General features: G+C 65.7%; 20 protein-coding genes. 5 read left to right on the top strand and 15 right to left on the bottom strand.

Annotated elements, in window-relative coordinates; all coding sequences use genetic code 11:
• Positions 1–45: 45 nt before the first annotated feature.
• The 7 genes from OQ789_RS01070 to OQ789_RS01040 form a co-directional block, all read right to left on the bottom strand.
• Positions 46–1,191, bottom strand: a complete 1,146-nt coding sequence (locus OQ789_RS01070) for a sulfotransferase (RefSeq protein ID WP_324682847.1) — start codon at positions 1,189–1,191, stop codon at positions 46–48.
• Entirely contained in the window at positions 1,191–1,973 is a 783-nt protein-coding gene (locus OQ789_RS01065; RefSeq protein ID WP_324683341.1) for an SDR family oxidoreductase, read from the bottom strand. The genes OQ789_RS01070 and OQ789_RS01065 overlap by 1 nt, the downstream gene beginning before the upstream one ends.
• Before the next feature lie 2 nt (positions 1,974–1,975).
• Positions 1,976–3,115 (bottom strand): hypothetical protein, encoded by a 1,140-nt coding sequence (locus tag OQ789_RS01060; protein WP_324682846.1) that lies wholly within the window; start codon positions 3,113–3,115, stop codon positions 1,976–1,978.
• A gap of 97 nt (positions 3,116–3,212) precedes the next feature.
• Positions 3,213–3,524: a hypothetical protein gene (locus tag OQ789_RS01055; protein ID WP_324682844.1), complete on the bottom strand. Its 312-nt coding sequence runs from the start codon at positions 3,522–3,524 to the stop codon at positions 3,213–3,215.
• A gap of 50 nt (positions 3,525–3,574) precedes the next feature.
• Complete coding sequence (gene dmpG / locus OQ789_RS01050) at positions 3,575–4,627, bottom strand: 4-hydroxy-2-oxovalerate aldolase (RefSeq protein ID WP_324682843.1); 1,053 nt, start codon at positions 4,625–4,627, stop codon at positions 3,575–3,577.
• Entirely contained in the window at positions 4,624–5,556 is a 933-nt protein-coding gene (locus OQ789_RS01045; RefSeq protein ID WP_324682842.1) for an acetaldehyde dehydrogenase (acetylating), read from the bottom strand. Before OQ789_RS01045 ends, dmpG begins: the two co-directional genes overlap by 4 nt.
• A 52-nt stretch (positions 5,557–5,608) precedes the next feature.
• Complete coding sequence (locus OQ789_RS01040; RefSeq protein ID WP_324682841.1) at positions 5,609–6,394, bottom strand: 2-keto-4-pentenoate hydratase; 786 nt, start codon at positions 6,392–6,394, stop codon at positions 5,609–5,611.
• Positions 6,395–6,466: 72 nt separating this feature from the next.
• On the opposite strand from OQ789_RS01040, the gene kstD reads away from it, so the two are divergent.
• Both kstD and OQ789_RS01030 read left to right on the top strand, forming a co-directional pair.
• Positions 6,467–8,149 carry a 3-oxosteroid 1-dehydrogenase gene (gene kstD / locus OQ789_RS01035; protein WP_324682840.1) on the top strand — a complete coding sequence of 561 codons (1,683 nt, stop codon included), beginning with the start codon at positions 6,467–6,469 and terminating at the stop codon, positions 8,147–8,149.
• A 1-nt stretch (position 8,150) separates the two neighbouring features.
• Positions 8,151–9,011, top strand: coding sequence for a MaoC family dehydratase (locus tag OQ789_RS01030; RefSeq protein WP_324682839.1), 861 nt, complete (start codon positions 8,151–8,153; stop codon positions 9,009–9,011).
• A 91-nt stretch (positions 9,012–9,102) separates the two neighbouring features.
• Here the strand turns inward: OQ789_RS01030 and OQ789_RS01025 are convergent, their stop codons facing one another.
• The 6 genes from OQ789_RS01025 to OQ789_RS01000 are packed head-to-tail and all read right to left on the bottom strand — an operon-like array spanning position 9,103 to position 15,050.
• Positions 9,103–10,272: a lipid-transfer protein gene (locus OQ789_RS01025; RefSeq protein ID WP_324682838.1), complete on the bottom strand. Its 1,170-nt coding sequence runs from the start codon at positions 10,270–10,272 to the stop codon at positions 9,103–9,105.
• Positions 10,273–10,674, bottom strand: a complete 402-nt coding sequence (locus tag OQ789_RS01020) for a MaoC family dehydratase (protein ID WP_324682837.1) — start codon at positions 10,672–10,674, stop codon at positions 10,273–10,275.
• Positions 10,671–11,633: a bifunctional MaoC family dehydratase N-terminal/OB-fold nucleic acid binding domain-containing protein gene (locus OQ789_RS01015; RefSeq protein ID WP_324682836.1), complete on the bottom strand. Its 963-nt coding sequence runs from the start codon at positions 11,631–11,633 to the stop codon at positions 10,671–10,673. The genes OQ789_RS01020 and OQ789_RS01015 overlap by 4 nt, the downstream gene beginning before the upstream one ends.
• Positions 11,630–12,793 carry an acyl-CoA dehydrogenase FadE29 gene (fadE29, locus tag OQ789_RS01010; RefSeq protein WP_324682835.1) on the bottom strand — a complete coding sequence of 388 codons (1,164 nt, stop codon included), beginning with the start codon at positions 12,791–12,793 and terminating at the stop codon, positions 11,630–11,632. Before fadE29 ends, OQ789_RS01015 begins: the two co-directional genes overlap by 4 nt.
• Positions 12,793–13,800, bottom strand: coding sequence for an acyl-CoA dehydrogenase family protein (locus OQ789_RS01005; RefSeq protein ID WP_324682834.1), 1,008 nt, complete (start codon positions 13,798–13,800; stop codon positions 12,793–12,795). The genes fadE29 and OQ789_RS01005 overlap by 1 nt, the downstream gene beginning before the upstream one ends.
• Positions 13,800–15,050 carry a cytochrome P450 gene (locus tag OQ789_RS01000; RefSeq protein WP_324682833.1) on the bottom strand — a complete coding sequence of 417 codons (1,251 nt, stop codon included), beginning with the start codon at positions 15,048–15,050 and terminating at the stop codon, positions 13,800–13,802. Before OQ789_RS01000 ends, OQ789_RS01005 begins: the two co-directional genes overlap by 1 nt.
• A 132-nt stretch (positions 15,051–15,182) precedes the next feature.
• On the opposite strand from OQ789_RS01000, the gene OQ789_RS00995 reads away from it, so the two are divergent.
• The 3 genes from OQ789_RS00995 to OQ789_RS00985 are packed head-to-tail and all read left to right on the top strand — an operon-like array spanning position 15,183 to position 17,223.
• Complete coding sequence (locus OQ789_RS00995) at positions 15,183–16,346, top strand: steroid 3-ketoacyl-CoA thiolase (protein WP_324682832.1); 1,164 nt, start codon at positions 15,183–15,185, stop codon at positions 16,344–16,346.
• Between the two features lie 23 nt (positions 16,347–16,369).
• Positions 16,370–16,756, top strand: coding sequence for a hypothetical protein (locus OQ789_RS00990; RefSeq protein WP_324682830.1), 387 nt, complete (start codon positions 16,370–16,372; stop codon positions 16,754–16,756).
• A gap of 8 nt (positions 16,757–16,764) precedes the next feature.
• On the top strand, positions 16,765–17,223 hold the full coding sequence (locus OQ789_RS00985) for a nitroreductase family deazaflavin-dependent oxidoreductase (protein WP_324682828.1): 459 nt from the start codon (positions 16,765–16,767) through the stop codon (positions 17,221–17,223).
• A gap of 273 nt (positions 17,224–17,496) precedes the next feature.
• Here OQ789_RS00985 and OQ789_RS00975 read toward each other — a convergent pair whose 3' ends face one another.
• Together OQ789_RS00975 and OQ789_RS00970 are read right to left on the bottom strand one after the other, a co-directional pair.
• Positions 17,497–18,402: an SDR family oxidoreductase gene (locus tag OQ789_RS00975; protein ID WP_324682827.1), complete on the bottom strand. Its 906-nt coding sequence runs from the start codon at positions 18,400–18,402 to the stop codon at positions 17,497–17,499.
• A 13-nt stretch (positions 18,403–18,415) separates the two neighbouring features.
• Complete coding sequence (locus tag OQ789_RS00970; RefSeq protein WP_324682825.1) at positions 18,416–19,213, bottom strand: SDR family oxidoreductase; 798 nt, start codon at positions 19,211–19,213, stop codon at positions 18,416–18,418.
• Between the last annotated feature and the right edge of the window lie 10 nt (positions 19,214–19,223).

Below are 19,223 nucleotides of genomic sequence, written 5' to 3'. Positions count from 1 at the left end.
CAAAAGGTGCACCCACCAATCCAGAAACCCTTGTGGCGCCTGTGACTACAGGCCCGCGAATCGCTCCTTGACCGCCTCGGTGGTCAGGCCATAGTCGGCCAACGAGTAGGTGTGCTTCGGCGCGCGCTCGCCGGACTGGCTGTCGGCGTGCGTCTTCTCCATGGCGGCCTTGGCCTCGTCGGTCAGGGTCAGCCCGAAGTGCCGGTACACGTCAGCCACGGTTCCCATCGGGTCGGCGATCAAGTCCTTGTAGTCGACGTCGTAGAACTGCGACGGACTGTATTTGGCCCGAGCGGCGTTGAACCGCTCCAGCCCGCGCGACCAGGTTTCCATTGCGTCAGCGCCGATTTGGGCACCGGTGAAGTTCGTCGACCACCCTTCGGCGGTGTGCTGCGCCAGTGAGCACATCGAGGCCATGATCGTCTCGACCGGGCGATGAGTCTGGATCACCAGCGCATCGGGGTAGGTCGCCATCAACGCGTCCAGCGCGAACAGGTGGCTGGGATTCTTCAGCACCCAACGCTTGTCGGCATCGTTGAGTCCGATCAGCTGGAGGTTGCGGCGGTGCCGCTGATACGACGGCGTCCAATCCCGCTCCGAGAGCCACCGCGCGTAACTCGGCAGGTGCGCCAGCGTTTCGTAGGACACCGAATGCAGCGACTGCCGCAACAGCTGCCAGCACTCCTCCAGCTCGTAGGCGGCCATGAAGTGCAGCCCGGTGTAGCCCGGGTTGTCCTGATGGTGCTGGGTGAACTGCGCATCGAGCCGCTGATAGAGCGGGTTGGATTCCCAGGTCTCGCGTGGCGGGCGCGGTTGCGGAAACTCCGCCAGCCACATGTGCAGGCCCTGATGCGCGGGGTCGGCGCCCAGCAGCCGGTGCAGCGCCGTGGTCCCGGTGCGCACCAGGCCGGTGACGAAGATCGGCCGTTCGACGGCGACTCCGGCATACTCCGGGTATTGCTTCCAGGCGGACTCGGACAGCAGCCGCGCCACCAGCGCGCCGCGCAGGAAGAACCGATTCATCTTGCTGCCCAACACCGTAAGCCCGGCTTCGTTCCGGTAGGAATCCAGCAGCACCTGCAGCGCTTCGCGATAGTTGTCGTCGTCGGCGCCGAAGTTGTCGAGCCCCGTCAGCTTGGTGGCCGATGCGTGCAGCTCGTCGACGGTTGCGATGTCGGTACGCTCCGCCATCAGACGTGGTACTCCCCGCAGTTGACGTCCAGGGTCTGCCCGGTGATGCCGCTGGACAGGGCACTGGCCATGAACAGAATGGCCGACGCCACTTCATCCTCAGTGGGCAAGCGCTTGAGGTCGGAGTTCGCGGCGGTGGCCGCATAGATCTCGTCGACGGTGGTGCCGTACTTGCCCGCCTGATGTTCGAAGTAGGCCTGCAACGTGTCACCCCAGATATAGCCCGGCGCAACGGAATTGACCCGTATGCCCTTCTCGCCCAGCTCGGTGGCCAGCGACTGGGACATCGACAGCAGCGCGGACTTGGCCATCTTGTATGCGCCGTATTTCGCCTGCGAGTGGCGCAGCACCATCGAATTGACGTTGACGATCGACCCGTGTGACGCCTCCAGCGCCGGAGTGAAAGCCTGGATCAGCCGCAGCGCGCCCAGTGCACTGAGCTCGATCGCGTCCCGGATGTGCTGAAAACTGGTGCCGGCCAACGGCTTCATCGACGGCACCCGGAACGCGTTGTTGATCAGCACGTCGGCCTTGCCGTAGGTGGCCATGGTCGTCTCGACCAGGTAGGCAACCTCGTCGTCGTCGGTGATGTCGGCTCGCACCGCCAAGGCCTTGCGGCCGGAGTCGTTGACCTGCTTGGCAAGTTCTTCCAGCCGCTCGACGGTCCGGGCCGCCAGCACCAAATCGGCACCGTTGTCGGCACACCGGTGTGCCAGCGTGGTACCGAGTCCCGGCCCGACGCCGCTGATGATCACTACCTTGCCGTTGAGCATCCCTGACATCGTCACCCCAGCATCCTCGCCGCAATCTGTTGTTGGCGCAGCGTGATTCGCGCGCGCCATTCGTCGTCGGAAATCTTATTGTGTTCGAAGTACGGCAGCGTGGCGGGTATGGCGTCGATCTCGACCAGCTCCACGGTCGGGCCGTCGGCTGCGGTGAGTTGACGCGACACCCGCTGCCAGCGGAACTGCAGAATGCCCTTGCGATGCCCCAGGGTTTCGACCCAGTTGGTTACGCCCGGGTTCTGGTCGGCGACGACGATGCGCACCTTGCCGTCCGGATCCGCCTGTGCCTGAGTGTTGTTCAGCGAGGTCTGGTGATTGATGTAGTCCAGCGAGATGTACCACAGGCTGCCCAGCTGGAAGCCGAGGTAGGGCGCGTCGGTGACCGGGATGGTGATCACCAGCGCCTGGTCCGGCCGCAGCTCGTAGTGCCCCACCGACGAGTATTGGGTCGCCAGCCCGCCGGGTGTCAGCCGGGGTGCGACCATCGTGTTGACCGGGATGTTGAAGTAGAACCACTGCGGGAACTGCAGCCAGGTCTTCACCCGGTTCACGAGTTGCTTTCCAGCTGTGGCATAACGTTTTTCGATGGCCTGGCGGGTCAGCGGCGGCGGCGCGGTGCCAGCAGTGTCCAGCCGGGAAATGGCCAGCGTGCCGCGCTGCGCCGACCAGTCGCCATACACCTCGCGGATGACCAGTTGACCCGGACTCGTCGGCCGCACCCGCCACTCGAAGCTGCCGTCAGGTGCGATCTGCAGTTCCCGGTCGTCGAACGCGGCCTGGCTGACCGGGACGTTGTCGTCGGTGTACTCGCCGCCGAGCAGCTGGAAACTCAGGTCGGTGGTGGTGCCGCGCCGGCCGGTGACGACATAGTCGTGATCGGCATGCACCCGCGTGCCGAAGTAGAGCGTGTCGGGATTGTCCAGGCCCATCTTGGTGAACGGCCCGGTGCCCGACTGCAGGAAGGGATGGTCACGCTCGTAGTCGAACGACAGGTGCATGCACCCGGAGATGCAGCCGGCCAGGTATTGCAGCCCTTCCAGCAGGTCGGCCTCGGTCTCGATGTGCGGTGCGGTGGCGACCAGCTTTTCGGACTCGGCGATGGCTTCGATGAGCGGGCCCGAGAAGGATTCAGAGAACACGCCTAGACGCTAGAACGTGTTCTACTTTTTCGTCAATGGCGAACATCCCCGCGCGTCGGCCGCGGCGCTCAACGACTTGAACGGCTAAGCCGACTCGCTAGGGTGCGCACTGTTGCGACAGGTCGATCAGATGCTGCCGCACATCGGGGTGCCGGTTCAGGTAGTCGATGACGTTGGGGCCACCGCCCTCCGCCTCGGACTTGGCCTGCAGTTGCTGGTGCAGGTCGGGATGCTTCTGCAGGTAGGCGTCGATCGAGTTGCCCACGGTCTGGTTGCAAGGCGGGCTCGCGTTGGCCGTGCCGGCCAGGGGCAGCGCGATCGCCGTCGCTGCGGCAGCGGTCAGTAATCCCCCGGCGAGCAGGCCGTAGCGCCCGCGGCGACGGGCGCCGACTGTGCTGAATGTGCTCATGCGCGCCAGATTACCCCCGGCAGCTTTGCGTGGGGTGTGTGATCCGGACGTCAGCGCGTGGCCGCGCCGCTCTCCTGCTCGCGCTTGATTTCGAGTGCGATGTCGATGAGTTGGTCTTCTTGGCCGCCGATGAGTTTGCGCTGCCCGGCGCGGTGCAGCAGTTCGTGCGGGGGGACCCCGTAGCGCTCACCCTGGCGGATGGCGTGTTTGAGGAAGCTCGAGTACACCCCGGAATAGCCCATGATCAAGGCGTTGCGGTCCAGCAGGCACTCGGCGGGCATCACCGGGGCGACCACCTCCTCGGCCGCGTCGGCGATGTCGAAGAAGTCGATCCCGGTCTTCACCCCGATCTTGTCGAACACCCCGATCAGCGCCTCGACCGGCGCATTGCCCGCCCCGGCGCCGAACCGCCGACACGAACCGTCGATCTGCTTAGCGCCCGCCCGCACCGCCTCTACACTGTTGGCCACCCCAAGCCCGAGGTTCTCATGGCCGTGAAAACCCACCTGGGCATCCTCACCGAGCTCGGCGACCAACGCCGCGACCCGATCCCGCACACCCTCGAGCACCAACGCCCCCGCCGAATCGACCACATAGACACACTGACAGCCCGCATCCGCCATGATCCGGGCCTGGGCGGCCAGCTTCTCCGGAGAGACGGTGTGACTCATCATCAAGAACCCGACCGTTTCCAGGCCGAGTTCGCGGGCCAGGCCGAAATGCTGGATCGACACATCGGCCTCGGTGCAATGCGTGGCGATCCGGCAGATCGAGCCGCCGTTGTTCTGCGCCTCCTTGATGTCTTCCTTCGTGCCCACCCCGGGCAACATCAAAAACGCGATCCTGGCCTCGGTGGCCGTCTGAGCGGCCAGCTTGATCAACTCCTGCTCGGGAGTCTTGGAGAACCCATAGTTAAAACTCGACCCACCCAGCCCATCACCATGCGTCACCTCGATCACCGGCACCCCCGCGGCATCCAGCGCAGCCACGACCGCGCCGACCTCCCCGAGGCTGAACTGGTGCCGCTTGTGATGCGACCCATCCCGCAGCGACGTATCGGTCATCCGGACATCCCAGATCGGGTTGAAGAAAATGTCACTCATGATTGCGCCCCTCCGGCCGCCGCGCTCAACGACTCCTTGGCGATTTCCTCGCCGACCTTGGTCGCCGCGGCGGTCATGATGTCGAGATTCCCAGCGTACGGCGGCAAATAGTCACCCGCACCCTCCACCTCGACGAACGTGGTGACCAACGCCTGCCCACCGGAATTAATCGACGGATCATCGAACTGCGGCTCGTTGAGCAACCGGTACCCCGGCACATAGGTCTGCACCTCGGCCACCACGTCGTGGATCGACGCCGCGATCGCGTCCCGGTCGGCGTCCTCCGGGATCGCGCAGAAAATGGTGTCGCGCATGATCATCGGCGGGTCCGCCGGATTCAGGATGATGATCGCCTTACCGCGCTTCGCCCCGCCGATAGTCTCCACACCCCGACTGGTGGTCTTGGTGAACTCATCAATGTTGGCCCGCGTGCCCGGGCCGGCCGACAGTGAGGCGACCGACGCCACGATCTCGGCATACGGCACCCCGCCGAGGTCGGCGACGCCACGCGACACCGCGTACACAATCGGGATCGTCGCCTGCCCACCGCAGGTGATCATGTTGACATTCGGTGCCTCCAGATGCTGGCGCAGGTTGGCCGGCGGGATCACCGCGGGTCCCACCGCGGCCGGCGTCAAATCGATAGCCCGTATCCCGGCCGCCTCATACTTCGGCGCCGCGTCACGATGCACATAAGCACTGGTCGCCTCAAACACCAAGTCCGGCTTCTCCGACTGAGCCAACAACCAGTCCACACCCTCATGCGTGGTCTCCAACCCCAACCTTCGGGCCCGGGCCAACCCCTCACTGTCCGGGTCGATACCCACCATCCACCGCGGCTCCAACCACTCCGACCGCAGCAACTTGTAGAGCAGATCAGTGCTGATATTTCCCGATCCGACAATGGCGACGCTTGCCTTCGACGGCATTATGCTCCCTTTTTCGAAGCTTTAAATCGATCGATTCAAAGCTAATCCGAGCCTATTCAAACGACAAATGAACCGAACCCAGCCCTGTGAAATCGGCGACGAAATGATCGCCGGGGCGGGCATCGATCGCCTTCGTGCAGGAGCCGGGAAGCACCACGTCGCCTTTGCGTAGCCGCACTCCGAAGCTCTCCACCTTGCGCGCCAGCCAGGCCACGGCGGTCACCGGATTGCCCAGCACGGCGTCGCTGCGACCCTCGGCGATCACCTCGCCATTGCGGGTCAGCACCGCGTCGATCGCCTTCACATTGAGTTCGGCCGGTGACACCCGGGCCTCACCCAGCACGTAACCCGCCGACGACGCGTTGTCGGCGATCGTGTCGCACAGCCCGATCTTCCAGTCGGTGATCCTGGTGTCGATCAGCTCGATCGCCGGCACCAGGGCTTCGGTGGCGGCCAGCACGTCGTCCTCGGTGCACCCGGCGCCCGGCAGGTCGGCAGACAAAATGAAGCCCACCTCGACCTCCACTCGCGGGTACAGGTATTTACCCGCCTTCACCGGGGTGTCCTCGAACACCTGCATCTCGTCGAGCAGATGGCCGTAGTCCGGCTCGTCGACCCCCATCATCTGCTGCATCGCCTTGCTGGACAGCCCCACCTTGTGGCCCAGCACCCGAGCCCCCTCCGCGACGCGCTGACGGATGTTGATCAGCTGAATCTCGTAGGCGTCGACGACGTCGATATCCGGGTAGCTCGACGTCAGCGGGGCGATCGGCTCACCGCTGCGCTCGGCCTGCGCCAAGTCGGCGGCCAGCTCGTCGCGGGTGGCAACACTGAGCATTCTTCCAAGTCTCCTCGTACCGTCGACCGGGCAAGTAGCGGCCGCCCCGGGCAATTCTATAACGTGTTCTACATGTCAGCGCAGGAGTACGACGTCGTCGTGGTCGGAAGCGGCGGAGCCGGCATGGTGGCCGCCCTTACCGCCGCTCACCGGGGTCTTTCCACCATAGTCATCGAGAAGGCCCCTCACTTCGGCGGCTCGACCGCACGCTCGGGCGGCGGTGTTTGGATCCCAAACAACGAAGTGCTCAAGCGTGCCGGGGTGCGCGATACCCCCGAGGCGGCGAGCACCTATCTGCACGGGATCATCGGCGACGTCGTCGAGCCCGAACGCATCGACACCTACCTCGAACGCGGCCCCGAGATGCTGTCGTTCGTGCTCGAGCACACCCCGCTGAAGATGTGCTGGGTGCCGCGATACTCCGACTACTACCCCGAGTCGCCGGGCGGACGCGCGGAGGGCCGGTCGATCGAGCCGAAGCCGTTCAACGCCCGCAAGCTCGGCGCTGACGAATCGGGCTTGGAACCGGCGTATGGCAAGGTTCCGCTGAACGTCGTGGTGATGCAACAGGATTACGTTCGGCTGAACCAGCTCAAGCGCCACCCCCGCGGCGTGCTGCGCAGCCTCAAGGTCGGTGCCCGCACCGTGTGGGCCAAAGCGACCGGCAAGAACCTCGTCGGCATGGGCCGGGCGCTGATCGGGCCGCTGCGAATCGGGTTGCAGCGGGCCGGGGTTCCAGTGGTGCTCAACACCGCGCTTACCGACGTCTACGTCGAAGACGGCGCCGTGCGCGGGGTTTATGTACGGGATGCCGGCGCTGCCGAAACGGGTGAGCCGCAGATGATCCGGGCCCGGCGCGGCGTGATCCTGGCCTCGGGCGGCTTCGAGCACAACGAGCAGATGCGGGTGAAATACCAGCGCGCACCGATCACAACCGAGTGGACCGTCGGCGCGGTCGCCAACACCGGCGACGGAATCCTGGCGGGCGAAAAGCTCGGCGCCGCACTGGACATCATGGAAGACGCCTGGTGGGGGCCGACCGTCCCGCTGGTGGGCGCGCCCTGGTTCGCGCTGTCCGAACGCAACTCCCCGGGGTCGATCATCGTCAACATGTCGGGCAACCGGTTCATGAATGAATCGATGCCCTACGTGGAAGCCTGCCATCACATGTATGGCGGCGAATACGGTCAGGGACCCGGACCGGGCGAGAACATTCCCGCGTGGCTGGTATTCGACCAGCAGTACCGGGACCGCTACATTTTCGCGGGATTGCAGCCTGGACAACGCATTCCGCGCAAGTGGCTGGATTCCAACGTCATCATCACGGCCGACACGCTGGCGGAGCTGGCGCAGAAGGCGGGCCTGCCGGTGGACGAGTTCATCGCGACGGTGCAACGTTTCAACGGCTTCGCACGCTCCGGTGTCGACGAGGACTACCAGCGCGGTGAGAGCGCCTACGACCGGTACTACGGCGACCCGACGAACAAGCCCAACCCGAACCTCGGCGAGATCAGTCACGCGCCGTACTACGCCGCGAAGATGGTGCCCGGTGACTTGGGCACCAAGGGCGGCATCCGCACCGACGTCCACGGCCGGGCGCTGCGCGATGACGGCAGTATCATCGAAGGCCTTTACGCCGCAGGCAACGTCAGCGCTCCGGTGATGGGCCACACCTACCCTGGTCCGGGTGGCACCATCGGCCCGGCTATGACGTTCGGCTACCTGGCGGCGTTGCATCTTGCGGGGGAGAACTGACATGCCCATCGACGTAGACATCGCGCTCGCCGCCGAACTCGATCCGATCGAATTCTCTTGGAGCAGCAGCGATGTGCAGCTCTACCATCTGGGACTGGGCGCGGGTGCCGACCCGATGGACCCGCGCGAGCTGCGCTACCTGGTCGACGACACCCCGCAGGTGCTCCCGACATTCGGCAACGTTGCGGCCACCTTCCACGCCACCAAGCCGCCGACCGTGCAATTCCCCGGCATCGACATCGAGCTGAGCAAGGTCCTGCACGCCAGTGAGCAGGTGATCGCGCCCGCGCCACTGCCACCTTCGGGCTCGGCCACCGCCGTCACCCGGTTCACCGACATCTGGGACAAGGGCAAGGCGGCGGTGATCTGGAGCGAGACGACGGCGACCGCGCCAGATGGCACCCTGCTGTGGACGCAGCGCCGGTCCATCTTCGCCCGCGGTGAAGGTGGATTCGGCGGCGAGCGCGGTCCTTCAGGAGGCGACGCCGCGCCGGACCGCGCTCCCGACCTAGAGCTCGACGTGCCCATCCTGCCGCAGCAGGCGTTGCTGTACCGGCTGTGCGGGGATCGCAACCCGCTCCACTCCGATCCCGAATTCGCTGCTGCCGCAGGGTTTCCGCGGCCCATTCTGCACGGCCTTTGCACCTACGGCATGACCTGCAAGGCCATCGTCGATGCGCTGCTGGATGGCGATACTTCTGCCGTGGCCGCCTATGGCGCGCGCTTTGCCGGCGTCGCGTATCCAGGCGAGACGCTGCGCGTCAATGTCTGGAAAGAAGATGGCCGTTTCGTGGCAGGCGTTGTCGCGCCCTCCCGCGACAACGCTGTGGTGCTGTCGGGGGTCGAGTTAGTCCCGGCGTAAGTCTCGCTTTTGGCACCGAGTGTGCGGCAAGCCGCACCCTGGGCGCGAAGCCGCGAAGGCCGGCCCTCGCCAGTCCCCGCCGGCCGGCTCGCTAGCCCAGGATCAGGCCGGAGGTCGGTACCCCGGTTCCGGCGGTGACGAGGACGTGCTCGACGTCGGGTACCGGGTTCACCGACGTTCCCCGCAGCTGCCGCACACCTTCGGCGATGCCATTCATGCCGTGGATGTAAGCCTCGCCGAGTTGGCCACCGTGGGTATTGATCGGAAGCCGGCCGCCGATCTCGATGGCACCGTCCGCGATGAAATCCTTGGCCTCACCCCGGCCGCAGAATCCCAACTCTTCCAATTGAATCAGCGTGAACGGGGTGAAGTGGTCGTAGAGGACGGCGGTCTGGATGTCGGACGGGTTGAGGCCCGACTGCTGCCAGAGCTGCCGGCCCACCACGCCCATCTCGGGCAGGCCGAGCTCGGGCCGGTAGTAGCTGACCATCGTGTATTGGTCGGGGCTGGAGCCCTGCGCTGCCGCCTCAATGATCGCCGGTCGCTGCTTGAGATCCTTCGCGCGCTCCGGCGACGTCACCACGATCGCGACCGCGCCGTCGGTCTCCTGGCAGCAGTCCAGCAGCCGCAACGGTTCGGCGATCCATCGCGAATTCTGGTGGTCCTCAATGGTTATCGGCTTCTCGTAAAAGTACGCCTTGGGGTTCTTGGCCGCATGCTTGCGATCGGCCACCGAGATCGCGCCGAAGTCCCGGCTGGTCGCACCGGACAGATGCATGTAGCGCTGGGCGATCATCGCGACCTGCGCGGCGGGGGTGGAAAGCCCATGCGGGTAGGAGAAGGAGTTGTCCGCCGCGGTCGAATCGGCCTGCACGCCGGCATTTCCCACCAACCGGGTCTGCACCTGACCGAACCGCATGCCCGAACGCTCGTTGAACGCCCGGTACGCGACGACGACGTCGGCGACCCCGGTGGCCACGGCGATCGCGGCCTGCTGAACGGTCGCGCACGCGGCGCCCCCGCCATACCCGATCTGCGAGAAGAACTTCAGGTCACCGATGCCGGTCGCCCGCGCGACGGCGGTCTCGTTGTTGGTGTCCATCGTGAAGGTGGTCAGCCCGTCGACATCGGACGGGCTCAACCCGGCGTCATCCAACGCATTCAGGACGGCCTCGGCGGCCAATCGCAGCTCGCTACGGCCGGATTCCTTGGAGAAGTCGGTGGCGCCGATGCCGACGATCGCGGCCTTACCCGACAACATCTAGGCACCCCCGATCGTCAGCGTCACGGTCGCGATGACGTGGTCGCCAAGGCTGTTGCGACCGAACACCTTCAGGGTGATCAGGCCGTCATCGATTGCGGTGACCTCGCCGGAAAAGGTGACGGTGTCGTAGGCATACCACGGCACGCCGAGTCGCAACCCGATCGATTTGATCAGCGCGGTGGGACCCGCCCAGTCGGTGACGTAGCGCTGCACCAGCCCGGTGTCGGTGAGGATGTTGACGAAGATGTCTTTGGACCCCTTCGCCTGGGCCAAGTCCCGGTCGTGGTGCACGTCCTGAAAGTCTCTGGTGGCCAGCGCAGTTGAGATGATGAAAGTGGGCGAGCCGTACAGCTTGAGCTCCGGCAGGGTGGTACCCACTTCAATGACGGGGGCGCTCATGCTCGATCCTCCCCGGGCTCCCACGCGTAGAGGCTCCACTCCGGGCCGGATTCACCGGCCGGGAAGTCGATATAGGTTGCGCGCACCGGCATTCCGACCTTGATATCGCTGTGCTCGACGTTGCGTAGCTCGCCGAGCATGCGAACGCCCTCTTCCAGTTCGATCAGCGCGATCACGAACGGCAGTGTGCGCCCGGGCACCTTCGGTGCGTGGTGCACCACGAAGCTGAACACCGTACCGCGACCGCTGGCCACCACGTAGTCGATCGGCCCGGTCTTGTCCTGCCACACCGCCGGCACCGGCGGGTGCTGCAGGCTGCCGTCGGCGAGGCGCTGGATTCGCAGCTCGTGCGCCTTGACGCCCTCCCAGAAGAAGGCGGTGTCGCGCGACACCGCGGGACGCATCATGGCATCGGCATCCAGGTCCTCGGGGACGGAGCAGGTGGCGGCGGAGTCGTCGCGCGGTCTGAATTTTAGTATGCGCCAAGCCATCTCGGCGACGTCCTCGTCACCCACCCGCCACGTGATGTGCTGGTTGATGAACCAGCCCTCACCGAGCCCGGTCTGCTTGGGTCCCACCACGTCGCGCATCTCGGAAGCGACGGTGACCTGCTCGCCGGGACGCAGATACCGGTGGTAGGTCTGATCGCAGTTGGTCGCGACCACACCGATGTAGCCGGCCTCGTCGAACAGCTGCATGATCGGGCCCATGGGGTCGTCCGTCGGGCGTTCGCCACCCAGGCCGAACATCGTCCACACCTGAATCATGGCCGGTGGTGCGACGATTCCGGGATGGCCCGCGGCCTGGGCGGCGGCCTCGTCGACGTAGATGGGGTTGGTGTCGCCGATCGCCTCGACCCAGTTGCTGATCGTCGGCTGGTTCACCGGATCCCGGGCGTCCCGCGGCTGGGCGACGACGGTTGCCGTGATTTCCGCGACGGCGTCCTGAATGTCCGTCATCGAGGCACCCTCGGCACTTTGAGGCCGGATGCGGCGATCATCTCACGCATCACTTCGTTCACGCCCCCGCCGAAGGTGATGACCAGGTTGCGCTTGGTCTGCGAGTCCAGCCAATTGAGCAGCTCGGCGGTCTCCGGATCGGCGGGGTTGCCGTACCTGCCGACGATCTCCTCGGCAAGCCGCCCGATGTACTGAATCTTCTCGGTACCAAACACTTTCGTCGATGCGGCATCGGCCACGTTGATGTCCTCACCCGCGGCCGCCACCTGCCAGTTGAGCAGTTCGTTGATCCGCCACATCGCGTGAATCTCACCGAGCGCCCGCTTGACGTCCTGGTGTTCGATCGGCGTGACGCCGTCGCTACCCGGCTTGGACGCCCAGGCATGCACCCGGTCGTAGATGCCGGCGGTGCGGCCGGCGGGGCCCAGCATGACCCGCTCGTTGTTGAGCTGGGTGGTGATCAGCCGCCATCCGCCGTTCTCCTCACCGACCAACATCTCCGCGGGCACCCGTACGTCGTTGTAGTAGGTGGCGTTGGTGTGGTGGGCGCCGTCTGACAGGATGATCGGCGTCCAGGAGTAGCCGGGATCCTTGGTGTCGACGATCAGGATCGAAATTCCTTTGTGTTTCACGGCTTCCGGGTCGGTGCGGCAGGCCAGCCAGATGTAGTCGGCGTCGTGGGCTCCGGTGGTGAAGACTTTCTGTCCGTTGACGATGTACTCGTCGCCCTGACGCACGGCGGTCGTTCGCAGGGAGGCCAGATCGGTGCCGGCCTCGGGCTCGGTGTAGCCGATCGCGAAGTGAACCTCACCGGCCAGGATGGCCGGCAGGAACTTTTTCTTCTGCAGGTCGCTACCGAACTGCTGCAGGGTCGGACCGACGGTCTGCAACGTCACGGCGGGCAGCGGCACGTCGGCCCGGTGCGCCTCGTTGACGAAGATCGACTGCTCGATCGGGCCGAAACCCAGGCCGCCGAACTCTTTTGGCCAGCCGACGCCGAGCTTGCCGTCCTTACCCATCCGCCGGATCACCGCGCGGTAGGCCTCGTTGTGCCGGTCCTGCTCCATCGCCTTCATCTCGTCGGACGAGATCAGGTTCGAAAAGTATTCCCGTAGTTCCGCTTGCAGGCGGCGCTGCTCCGGAGTCAGATCGATGAACATTACGGAGCTCCCACCAGATCGAGACGATGCGAAGGGCCGCCCAGCAGCCGGGTCAGGTCCTTGATCGTGGAGTAGTACCGGTGCATCGGGTAGGTGACGTCCATGCCCATGCCGCCGTGCAGGTGATGGCAGAGCTGCATCACCGGCGGCGCCTGCGACGTGATCCAGTAGCCAAGGACGTCGAGGTCGCTATCGGCGTCATGCCCTTCGGCGAGCCGCCAGGCAACCGACTTCGCCGCCAAATCGATGGTGCGCGAGGCAATGTAGACCTCCGCAAGCTGAGCCGCGACGGTCTGGAAAGTCGACAGCGGCTTGCCGAACTGCTTTCGGTTCGCCACGTAGTCGGCGGTCAGCCGCAGCGCCCCCGCCACCAGCCCGTCGGCGTAGGCGCCGATCGCGGCCAGCGCCAGCTGGTTGACCCGGTGGGCCGTGGCGCCCGCCAAAACGCCGGACTCTTCGACCGTCACGTCGGCGAACGTGACAGTGGACTCCGCGGACCCGTTGGAGGTCGGGGTTTGCACCACCTCGACCCCGTCGGCCTTCGGCGACACCACGACGACCGCACTGTCGGCGGTGACGATCACCCAATCTGCTTGTGCGGCATGGCCAACGCCGACCTTGGTGCCCGACAGCCGGCCGTCCGCGAACGCGGTCGAGGGCCGGTCCGGTAATGCGGCACCCGGCTCGTTGAGGGCGGCGGCCAGCACCCCGCCTTTGGCGACCGAAGCCAAAAACCGATCCTGCTGTTCGTCGGAGGCCAAATCGAGCAGCGGCAGCACGCCGAAACCCAGCGTGGACAGGGCCGGTGTGATGGCGCCGTGGCGACCGATCTCGGTCAGCACGGTCGTGACCTCGGGCAGACCCACGCCGTCACCGCCGAGACGTTCGGGCACCGGCAGTGCCGTCACACCCCCGTCCACCAAGGCGTCCCAACTCGATTCACGCTCGAAGACCGACGTCACGACATCGGCGACGGCCTGTTGCGTCGCGGTGAGGTCGAAGTCCATCAGGACTTCACCGCGGCCTTGCCGGCGTAATCGACTTGCCAATGCTTGATGCCGTTGAGCCAGCCCGACCTCAACCGCTCGGGCTCGCCGATCGCCTTGAGATCCGGCATGTGATCGGCGACCGCGTTGAAGATCAGGTTGATCGTCATGCGGGCCAGGTTCGCGCCGATGCAGTAGTGGGCTCCGGTGCCGCCGAACCCTACGTGCGGGTTCGGGTCGCGCAGGATGTTGAAAGTGTGCGGGTCGTCGAAGACCTCTTCGTCGAAGTTGGCCGAGCGGTACGACATCACCACCCGCTGCCCCTTCTTGATCTGCACGCCGCCCAACTCGGTGTCCTCATTGGCAGTGCGCTGAAAGGCCGAAACCGGTGTGGCCCAACGGATGATCTCATCAGCGGTGGTCGCCGGGCGCTCCTTCTTGAAGAGCTCCCACTGATCGGGGTTGTTCGCCATCGCGATCATGCCGTGGGTGATCGAGTTCCGCGTCGTCTCGTTGCCGGCCACGGCCAGCATGACCACGAAGAAACCGAACTCGTCGTCGGAAAGCTTCTCGCCCTCGATGTCGGCCTGGATGAGCGCAGTGACGATGTCGTCGGTGGGGTTCTCGTTCCGCTCCGCGGCCATGGCCATGGCGTACATGATCAGTTCCATCGACGACTGCGCGGGATCGACGGTGGCATACTCCGGGTCTTCCCCGCCCGTCATCTCGTTGGACCAGCGGAACAGCTTGTCGCGATCCTCCTGGGGCACGCCGAGCAGACCCGCGATGGCTTGCAGGGGCAGCTCGCACGACACCTGCTCCACGAAGTCACCGCTGCCCTCTTTGGCGGCGGTTTCGGCGATGTTCTGGGCGCGCTGGGCCAGCTCGGCTTCGAGCCGGCCGATGGCGCGCGGCGTGAACCCGCGGGAGATGATCTTGCGCAGCCGGGTGTGGTGCGGTGCGTCCATGTTGAGCATGACGCTGCGCTGCAGCTCGACCTGCTCCCGCGTCATCTCCGGTGGCCAGGTGGGGATGGCGCCGTTCAGCCAACTCGAGAAGATGTCGCTGCGCTTGGACACCTCCTTGACGTCGGCGTGCTTGGTGACGAGCCAATATCCGTGGTCTTCGAATCCGCCCGCGCCGTTCGGGATGTCGACCCAATGGATCGGCTCGGCCCTGCGCAGCTGGGCGAGCTCCTCGACGGGCAACCCGGCGAGGTTGACGTCCGGGTCAAGAAAGTCGAAGTCGGCGGGAATGTTGGGGGGTGCCATGTAGGGTGCGCTCCTTTTACAACACTAATTGCAACGTGTTCTAGTGCCAGTAAAACATGCCTCCTGCGCAGATAAAAGGCAGGTCACCATCCTCGCTTGTCAGACTAATGAAACGTGTTCTAGCCTGACGGAATGGGTAACCCTGTCATCGTTGAAGCCACTCGCAGCCCGATCGGTAAACGGAACGGATGGCTGTCCGGTTTGCACGCCACCGAGCTGTTGGGCGCGGTCCAGAAGGCATTGGTCGAGAAGGCCGGCATCGACGCCGGCGACGTCGAACAGGTCATCGGCGGCTGCGTGACACAGTACGGCGAGCAGTCCAACAACATCAGCCGGGTCAGCTGGCTGGTGGCCGGGCTGCCCGACCACGTCGGCGCCATGACCGTGGACTGCCAGTGCGGCAGCGGCCAGCAGGCAAACGGCCTAGTCGCCGGCCTGATCGCGGCGGGTGCCATCGACATCGGCGTCGCGTGCGGGATCGAGGCCATGAGCCGCGTCGGGCTCGGCGCGAACGCAGGTCCGGACCGCACCATCCTGCGGCCCGCGTCGTGGGACATCGATCTGCCCGACCAGTTCACCGCGGCCGAGCGGATCGCCAAGCGACGCGGCATCAGCCGCGAAAACATCGACGAGTTCGGCCTGGCATCCCAGACCAAGGCCAGGCAGGCGTGGGAAGAGGGCCGTTTCGATCGGGAGATCTCCCCCATCGAGGCCCCGGCGCTCGACGAAAACAAGCAACCGACGTCCGAGCGCGTCACCATCAGCCGCGACCAAGGCTTGCGCGACACCACGCTGTCGGGCCTCTCCGCGCTGAAGCCGGTCATCGAGGGCGGAATCCACACGGCGGGAACGTCGTCGCAGATCTCCGACGGCGCCGCGGCCGTGCTGTGGATGGACGAGGACAAGGCCAAGGCGCTCGGGCTACGGCCGCGGGCGCGCATCGTCAGCCAGGCGTTGGTCGGGGCCGAGCCGTACTACCACCTCGACGGCCCAGTGCAGTCGACGGCGAAGGTGCTGGAGAAGGCCGGGATGAAGATGGGCGACATCGACATCACCGAGATCAACGAGGCATTCGCATCGGTGGTGCTGTCGTGGGCGCGCGTCCACAACCCGGACATGGACAAGGTCAACGTCAACGGCGGGGCCATCGCTTTGGGGCACCCGGTCGGCAGCACCGGCAGCCGGCTGATCACCACCGCACTGCACGAGCTGGAACGCACCGACCAGACCACCGCGCTGATCACCATGTGCGCCGGCGGTGCTCTGTCGACCGGCACCATCATCGAGCGCATCTAGCTCTCGGTCGTCTCAGCCTCCCAGTGAGCGTCTCCGACGACAGCCGCATCGCCGCGGCACAGTCCTACATCGACGCGCTCGTCAGCCATGACGGCGACGCCGTTCCATTCGCGGCGGGTTGCACCCGCATCGAGCAGGGCATCAAAAACGGGTTCTCCGGAAATCATCTGCGGCGCAGTCTCAATCGCGGACCTCAGTACCGGTTCCTCGCGGACACCACGCCGCCGGACTACCGCATCGACGGCGACCGGGTGCACGCGGAGTACCAGGTGCTGACCAAAGCGGCGTTCGGTGGCCGGCGGCTGGCCGCGCACGTCAACGAAACCTTCGTCATCCCCGCCGAAACTACAAGCGGGAAAGCCGAAATCCAGCACATCAAGGTTCGCTTCCAACCATTTATCCAGCGCTAAGGAAAGTCATGCCGAAACCAAAGCCACGCTCGTTGAATGCACCGTGGGTCAACTTCTTCGTCAAGTGGATGGCCAAGGGCAACTCGTGGATCTACCGACGCAGCAACGGCCAACTTGGCGGCACCTTCGGCAACGCGCCGGTCGCGTTGCTGACCACCACCGGCCGCAAGACCGGTCAACCGCGGGTGAGCCCGCTACTCTACCTGCGCGAGGGGAATCGCGTGGTCCTGGTGGCGTCCAGGGGCGGCAGCGACAAGAACCCCCTGTGGTATCTCAATCTCAAGGCGAATCCCAAGGTTTCGATGCAGATCAAAGACGAGGTGCTGCAGCTGCAGGCTCGCGATGCCACCGAGGCCGAGCGCGCGGAGTATTGGCCGAAGCTGGACGCCATGTACCCGTCGTTCGACGACTACCGGTCGTGGACCGACCGCGTCATCCCGATCGTGATCTGCGACCCGCCCGCTTAGGTTCGCCGAGCGTGCAGGACGGCGGCAAAATGGCGAAAATGTCGCCCTACGTTCACGCCCGGCGCTGACCGCTACGCCACGACCGCGACGAGCAGACGCACCAGCTCCGCCTGGCGGTGAGTGCCGGTCTTGCGGAAGATGCGTTGAATATGCGTCCTGACGGTGGTGATGGACACCGCCGCGCTTTCCGCGATCGCGCTGGGATCGTCGATAGCTCGCCGGGCGGCCGTTACTTCCGTCCTCGACGCCGGCGGCGGTGCAGGACCGCCCCTACTAGGCGCCGTAGACGGGGACCGGGGTCCGCGACTTGGCCAGCAGGTCGGCGACGACGGGTCCCAGTTCCGCGGGATCCCACCGCGCTCCCTTGTCGATCTCCGGCCCGTGCGCCCAGCCCTCGGCAACCCGGATCTTGCCGCCCTCGACTTCGAACACCTTGCCGGTGACGTCGCGCGATTCGGCGCTGCCTAGCCAAACCACCAGCGGTGCAATGTTTTCCGGGGCCATGGCGTCGAAGTCCTGCTCCTGCGTCGCCATCATCTCGGCGAACACCGTCTCGGTCATGCGGGTGCGGGCCGAGGGAGCGATGGCGTTGACGGTGACGCCGTAGCGTCCCATCTCCGCGGCGGCGACCAAAGTCATCGTGGCGATGGCGGCCTTCGCGGCGCTGTAGTTACCCTGCCCGACGCTGCCCTGCAGGCCGGCACCGGAACTGGTGTTGATGATCCTCGCCTCAACAGTTTTGCCCTCCTTGGACAGGCCGCGCCAGTACGCCGCGGCGTGGCGCATGGTGGCGAAGTGCCCCTTGAGGTGCACGGCGATGACGGCGTCGAACTCCTCTTCGCTGGTGTTGGCCATCATCCGGTCGCGCACGATGCCGGCGTTGTTCACCAACACGTCCAGGCCCCCGAAGGTGCCGACGGCGGTCTGCACCAGCGCCGCGGCCTGGTCCCAGTCGGCGATGTTGGATCCGTTGGCGATGGCTTCGCCACCGGCGGCGGTGATTTCGTCGACGACGCCCTGCGCCGCGCTGCCGCCCCCCGCCGGCGAACCGTCCAGGCCGACACCGATGTCGTTGACGACGACGCGCGCACCCTCGGCCGCGAAGGCCAGGGCATGCGCGCGACCGATACCGCCGCCCGCTCCGGTGACGATGACGACGCGGCCGTCAACCACTCCCATTGTTTTGTCTCCTTTACTTGATCGCACTCGCGGTCGTGGTGGCCAGATAGTGCGGCGGCTCGCCGCCGCCGTGCACCTCCAACGAAGCTCCGCTGATGTAGGACGCCGCATCGGACGCCAGAAAGGCTGCGGCCCAGCCGACATCCTCCGGTTTGGCCAGCCGCCCCAGCGGGACGTTGTTGGAGATCGCGGCGATGGAGTCGGCATCCCCGTAGAACAGTTCGGACTGCTCGGTCTCCACCATGCCGACCACACAGGAGTTCACCCGGACCTTCGGACCCCACTCCACGGCCAGCGTCTGGGTGAGGTTTTCCAGGCCGGCCTTGGCCGCGCCGTATGCCGCGGTACCCGGCGTCGGCCGTCGGCCGCTGAGGCTGCAAATGTTGACGATCGACCCGCCCTGCCGCTGACTTTGCATGTGAGCGTTAGCGTGCTGCGAAACCGACAGCGCACCAATCAGATTGAGCTCGATGATCTTGCGGTTGAACTTGGCGCTGGACTCCGCGGTGAGCACGTAGGGCGATCCCCCCGCGTTGTTGACGACGACGTCGAGCCGGCCGTGCCGATCCACGACGGTGTCGATCAATCCCTTGACGGCGTCGTCGTCGCGGACGTCGCACGAGTGGAACTCGTAGGGCAAGCCCTCCACCGCCCGCCGCGCACAGGTGACGACGGTGGCGCCCTGTTCGGCGAAGACGGAGCTGATGCCGGCACCCACCCCGCGAACGCCGCCGGTGACGAGAACTACCCGACCGGACAGCCCCAGGTTGATGGCTTCCGCAAATGGGGGGCATGCTTCGGCGCGAGTCACTGTGCTAGCG

The organism is Mycobacterium sp. 94-17, assembly GCF_035617725.1.
GTDB lineage: Bacteria > Actinomycetota > Actinomycetes > Mycobacteriales > Mycobacteriaceae > Mycobacterium.
The sequence above is the reverse complement of the archived record's forward strand: the minus strand, read 5'-3'. Positions and strand labels throughout refer to the sequence as shown.

Excerpts from the sequence above, each read along its gene's own strand:
- OQ789_RS01020 (WP_324682837.1), bottom strand. The coding sequence starts at position 10,674 with ATGAGCGCCCCCGTCATTGAAGTGGGTACCACCCTGCCGGAGCTCAAG.
- OQ789_RS00995 (WP_324682832.1), top strand. The coding sequence starts at position 15,183 with ATGGGTAACCCTGTCATCGTTGAAGCCACTCGCAGCCCGATCGGTAAA.
- kstD (WP_324682840.1), top strand. The coding sequence starts at position 6,467 with ATGTCAGCGCAGGAGTACGACGTCGTCGTGGTCGGAAGCGGCGGAGCC.
- OQ789_RS01000 (WP_324682833.1), bottom strand. The coding sequence starts at position 15,050 with ATGGCACCCCCCAACATTCCCGCCGACTTCGACTTTCTTGACCCGGAC.
- OQ789_RS01065 (WP_324683341.1), bottom strand. The coding sequence starts at position 1,973 with ATGTCAGGGATGCTCAACGGCAAGGTAGTGATCATCAGCGGCGTCGGG.
- dmpG (WP_324682843.1), bottom strand. The coding sequence starts at position 4,627 with ATGAGTGACATTTTCTTCAACCCGATCTGGGATGTCCGGATGACCGAT.
- OQ789_RS01005 (WP_324682834.1), bottom strand. The coding sequence starts at position 13,800 with ATGGACTTCGACCTCACCGCGACGCAACAGGCCGTCGCCGATGTCGTG.
- OQ789_RS01015 (WP_324682836.1), bottom strand. The coding sequence starts at position 11,633 with ATGACGGACATTCAGGACGCCGTCGCGGAAATCACGGCAACCGTCGTC.
- OQ789_RS01030 (WP_324682839.1), top strand. The coding sequence starts at position 8,151 with ATGCCCATCGACGTAGACATCGCGCTCGCCGCCGAACTCGATCCGATC.
- OQ789_RS00975 (WP_324682827.1), bottom strand. The coding sequence starts at position 18,402 with ATGGGAGTGGTTGACGGCCGCGTCGTCATCGTCACCGGAGCGGGCGGC.
- OQ789_RS01045 (WP_324682842.1), bottom strand. The coding sequence starts at position 5,556 with ATGCCGTCGAAGGCAAGCGTCGCCATTGTCGGATCGGGAAATATCAGC.
- OQ789_RS01070 (WP_324682847.1), bottom strand. The coding sequence starts at position 1,191 with ATGGCGGAGCGTACCGACATCGCAACCGTCGACGAGCTGCACGCATCG.
- OQ789_RS01025 (WP_324682838.1), bottom strand. The coding sequence starts at position 10,272 with ATGTTGTCGGGTAAGGCCGCGATCGTCGGCATCGGCGCCACCGACTTC.
- fadE29 (WP_324682835.1), bottom strand. The coding sequence starts at position 12,793 with ATGTTCATCGATCTGACTCCGGAGCAGCGCCGCCTGCAAGCGGAACTA.
- OQ789_RS00985 (WP_324682828.1), top strand. The coding sequence starts at position 16,765 with ATGCCGAAACCAAAGCCACGCTCGTTGAATGCACCGTGGGTCAACTTC.
- OQ789_RS01040 (WP_324682841.1), bottom strand. The coding sequence starts at position 6,394 with ATGCTCAGTGTTGCCACCCGCGACGAGCTGGCCGCCGACTTGGCGCAG.
- OQ789_RS01055 (WP_324682844.1), bottom strand. The coding sequence starts at position 3,524 with ATGAGCACATTCAGCACAGTCGGCGCCCGTCGCCGCGGGCGCTACGGC.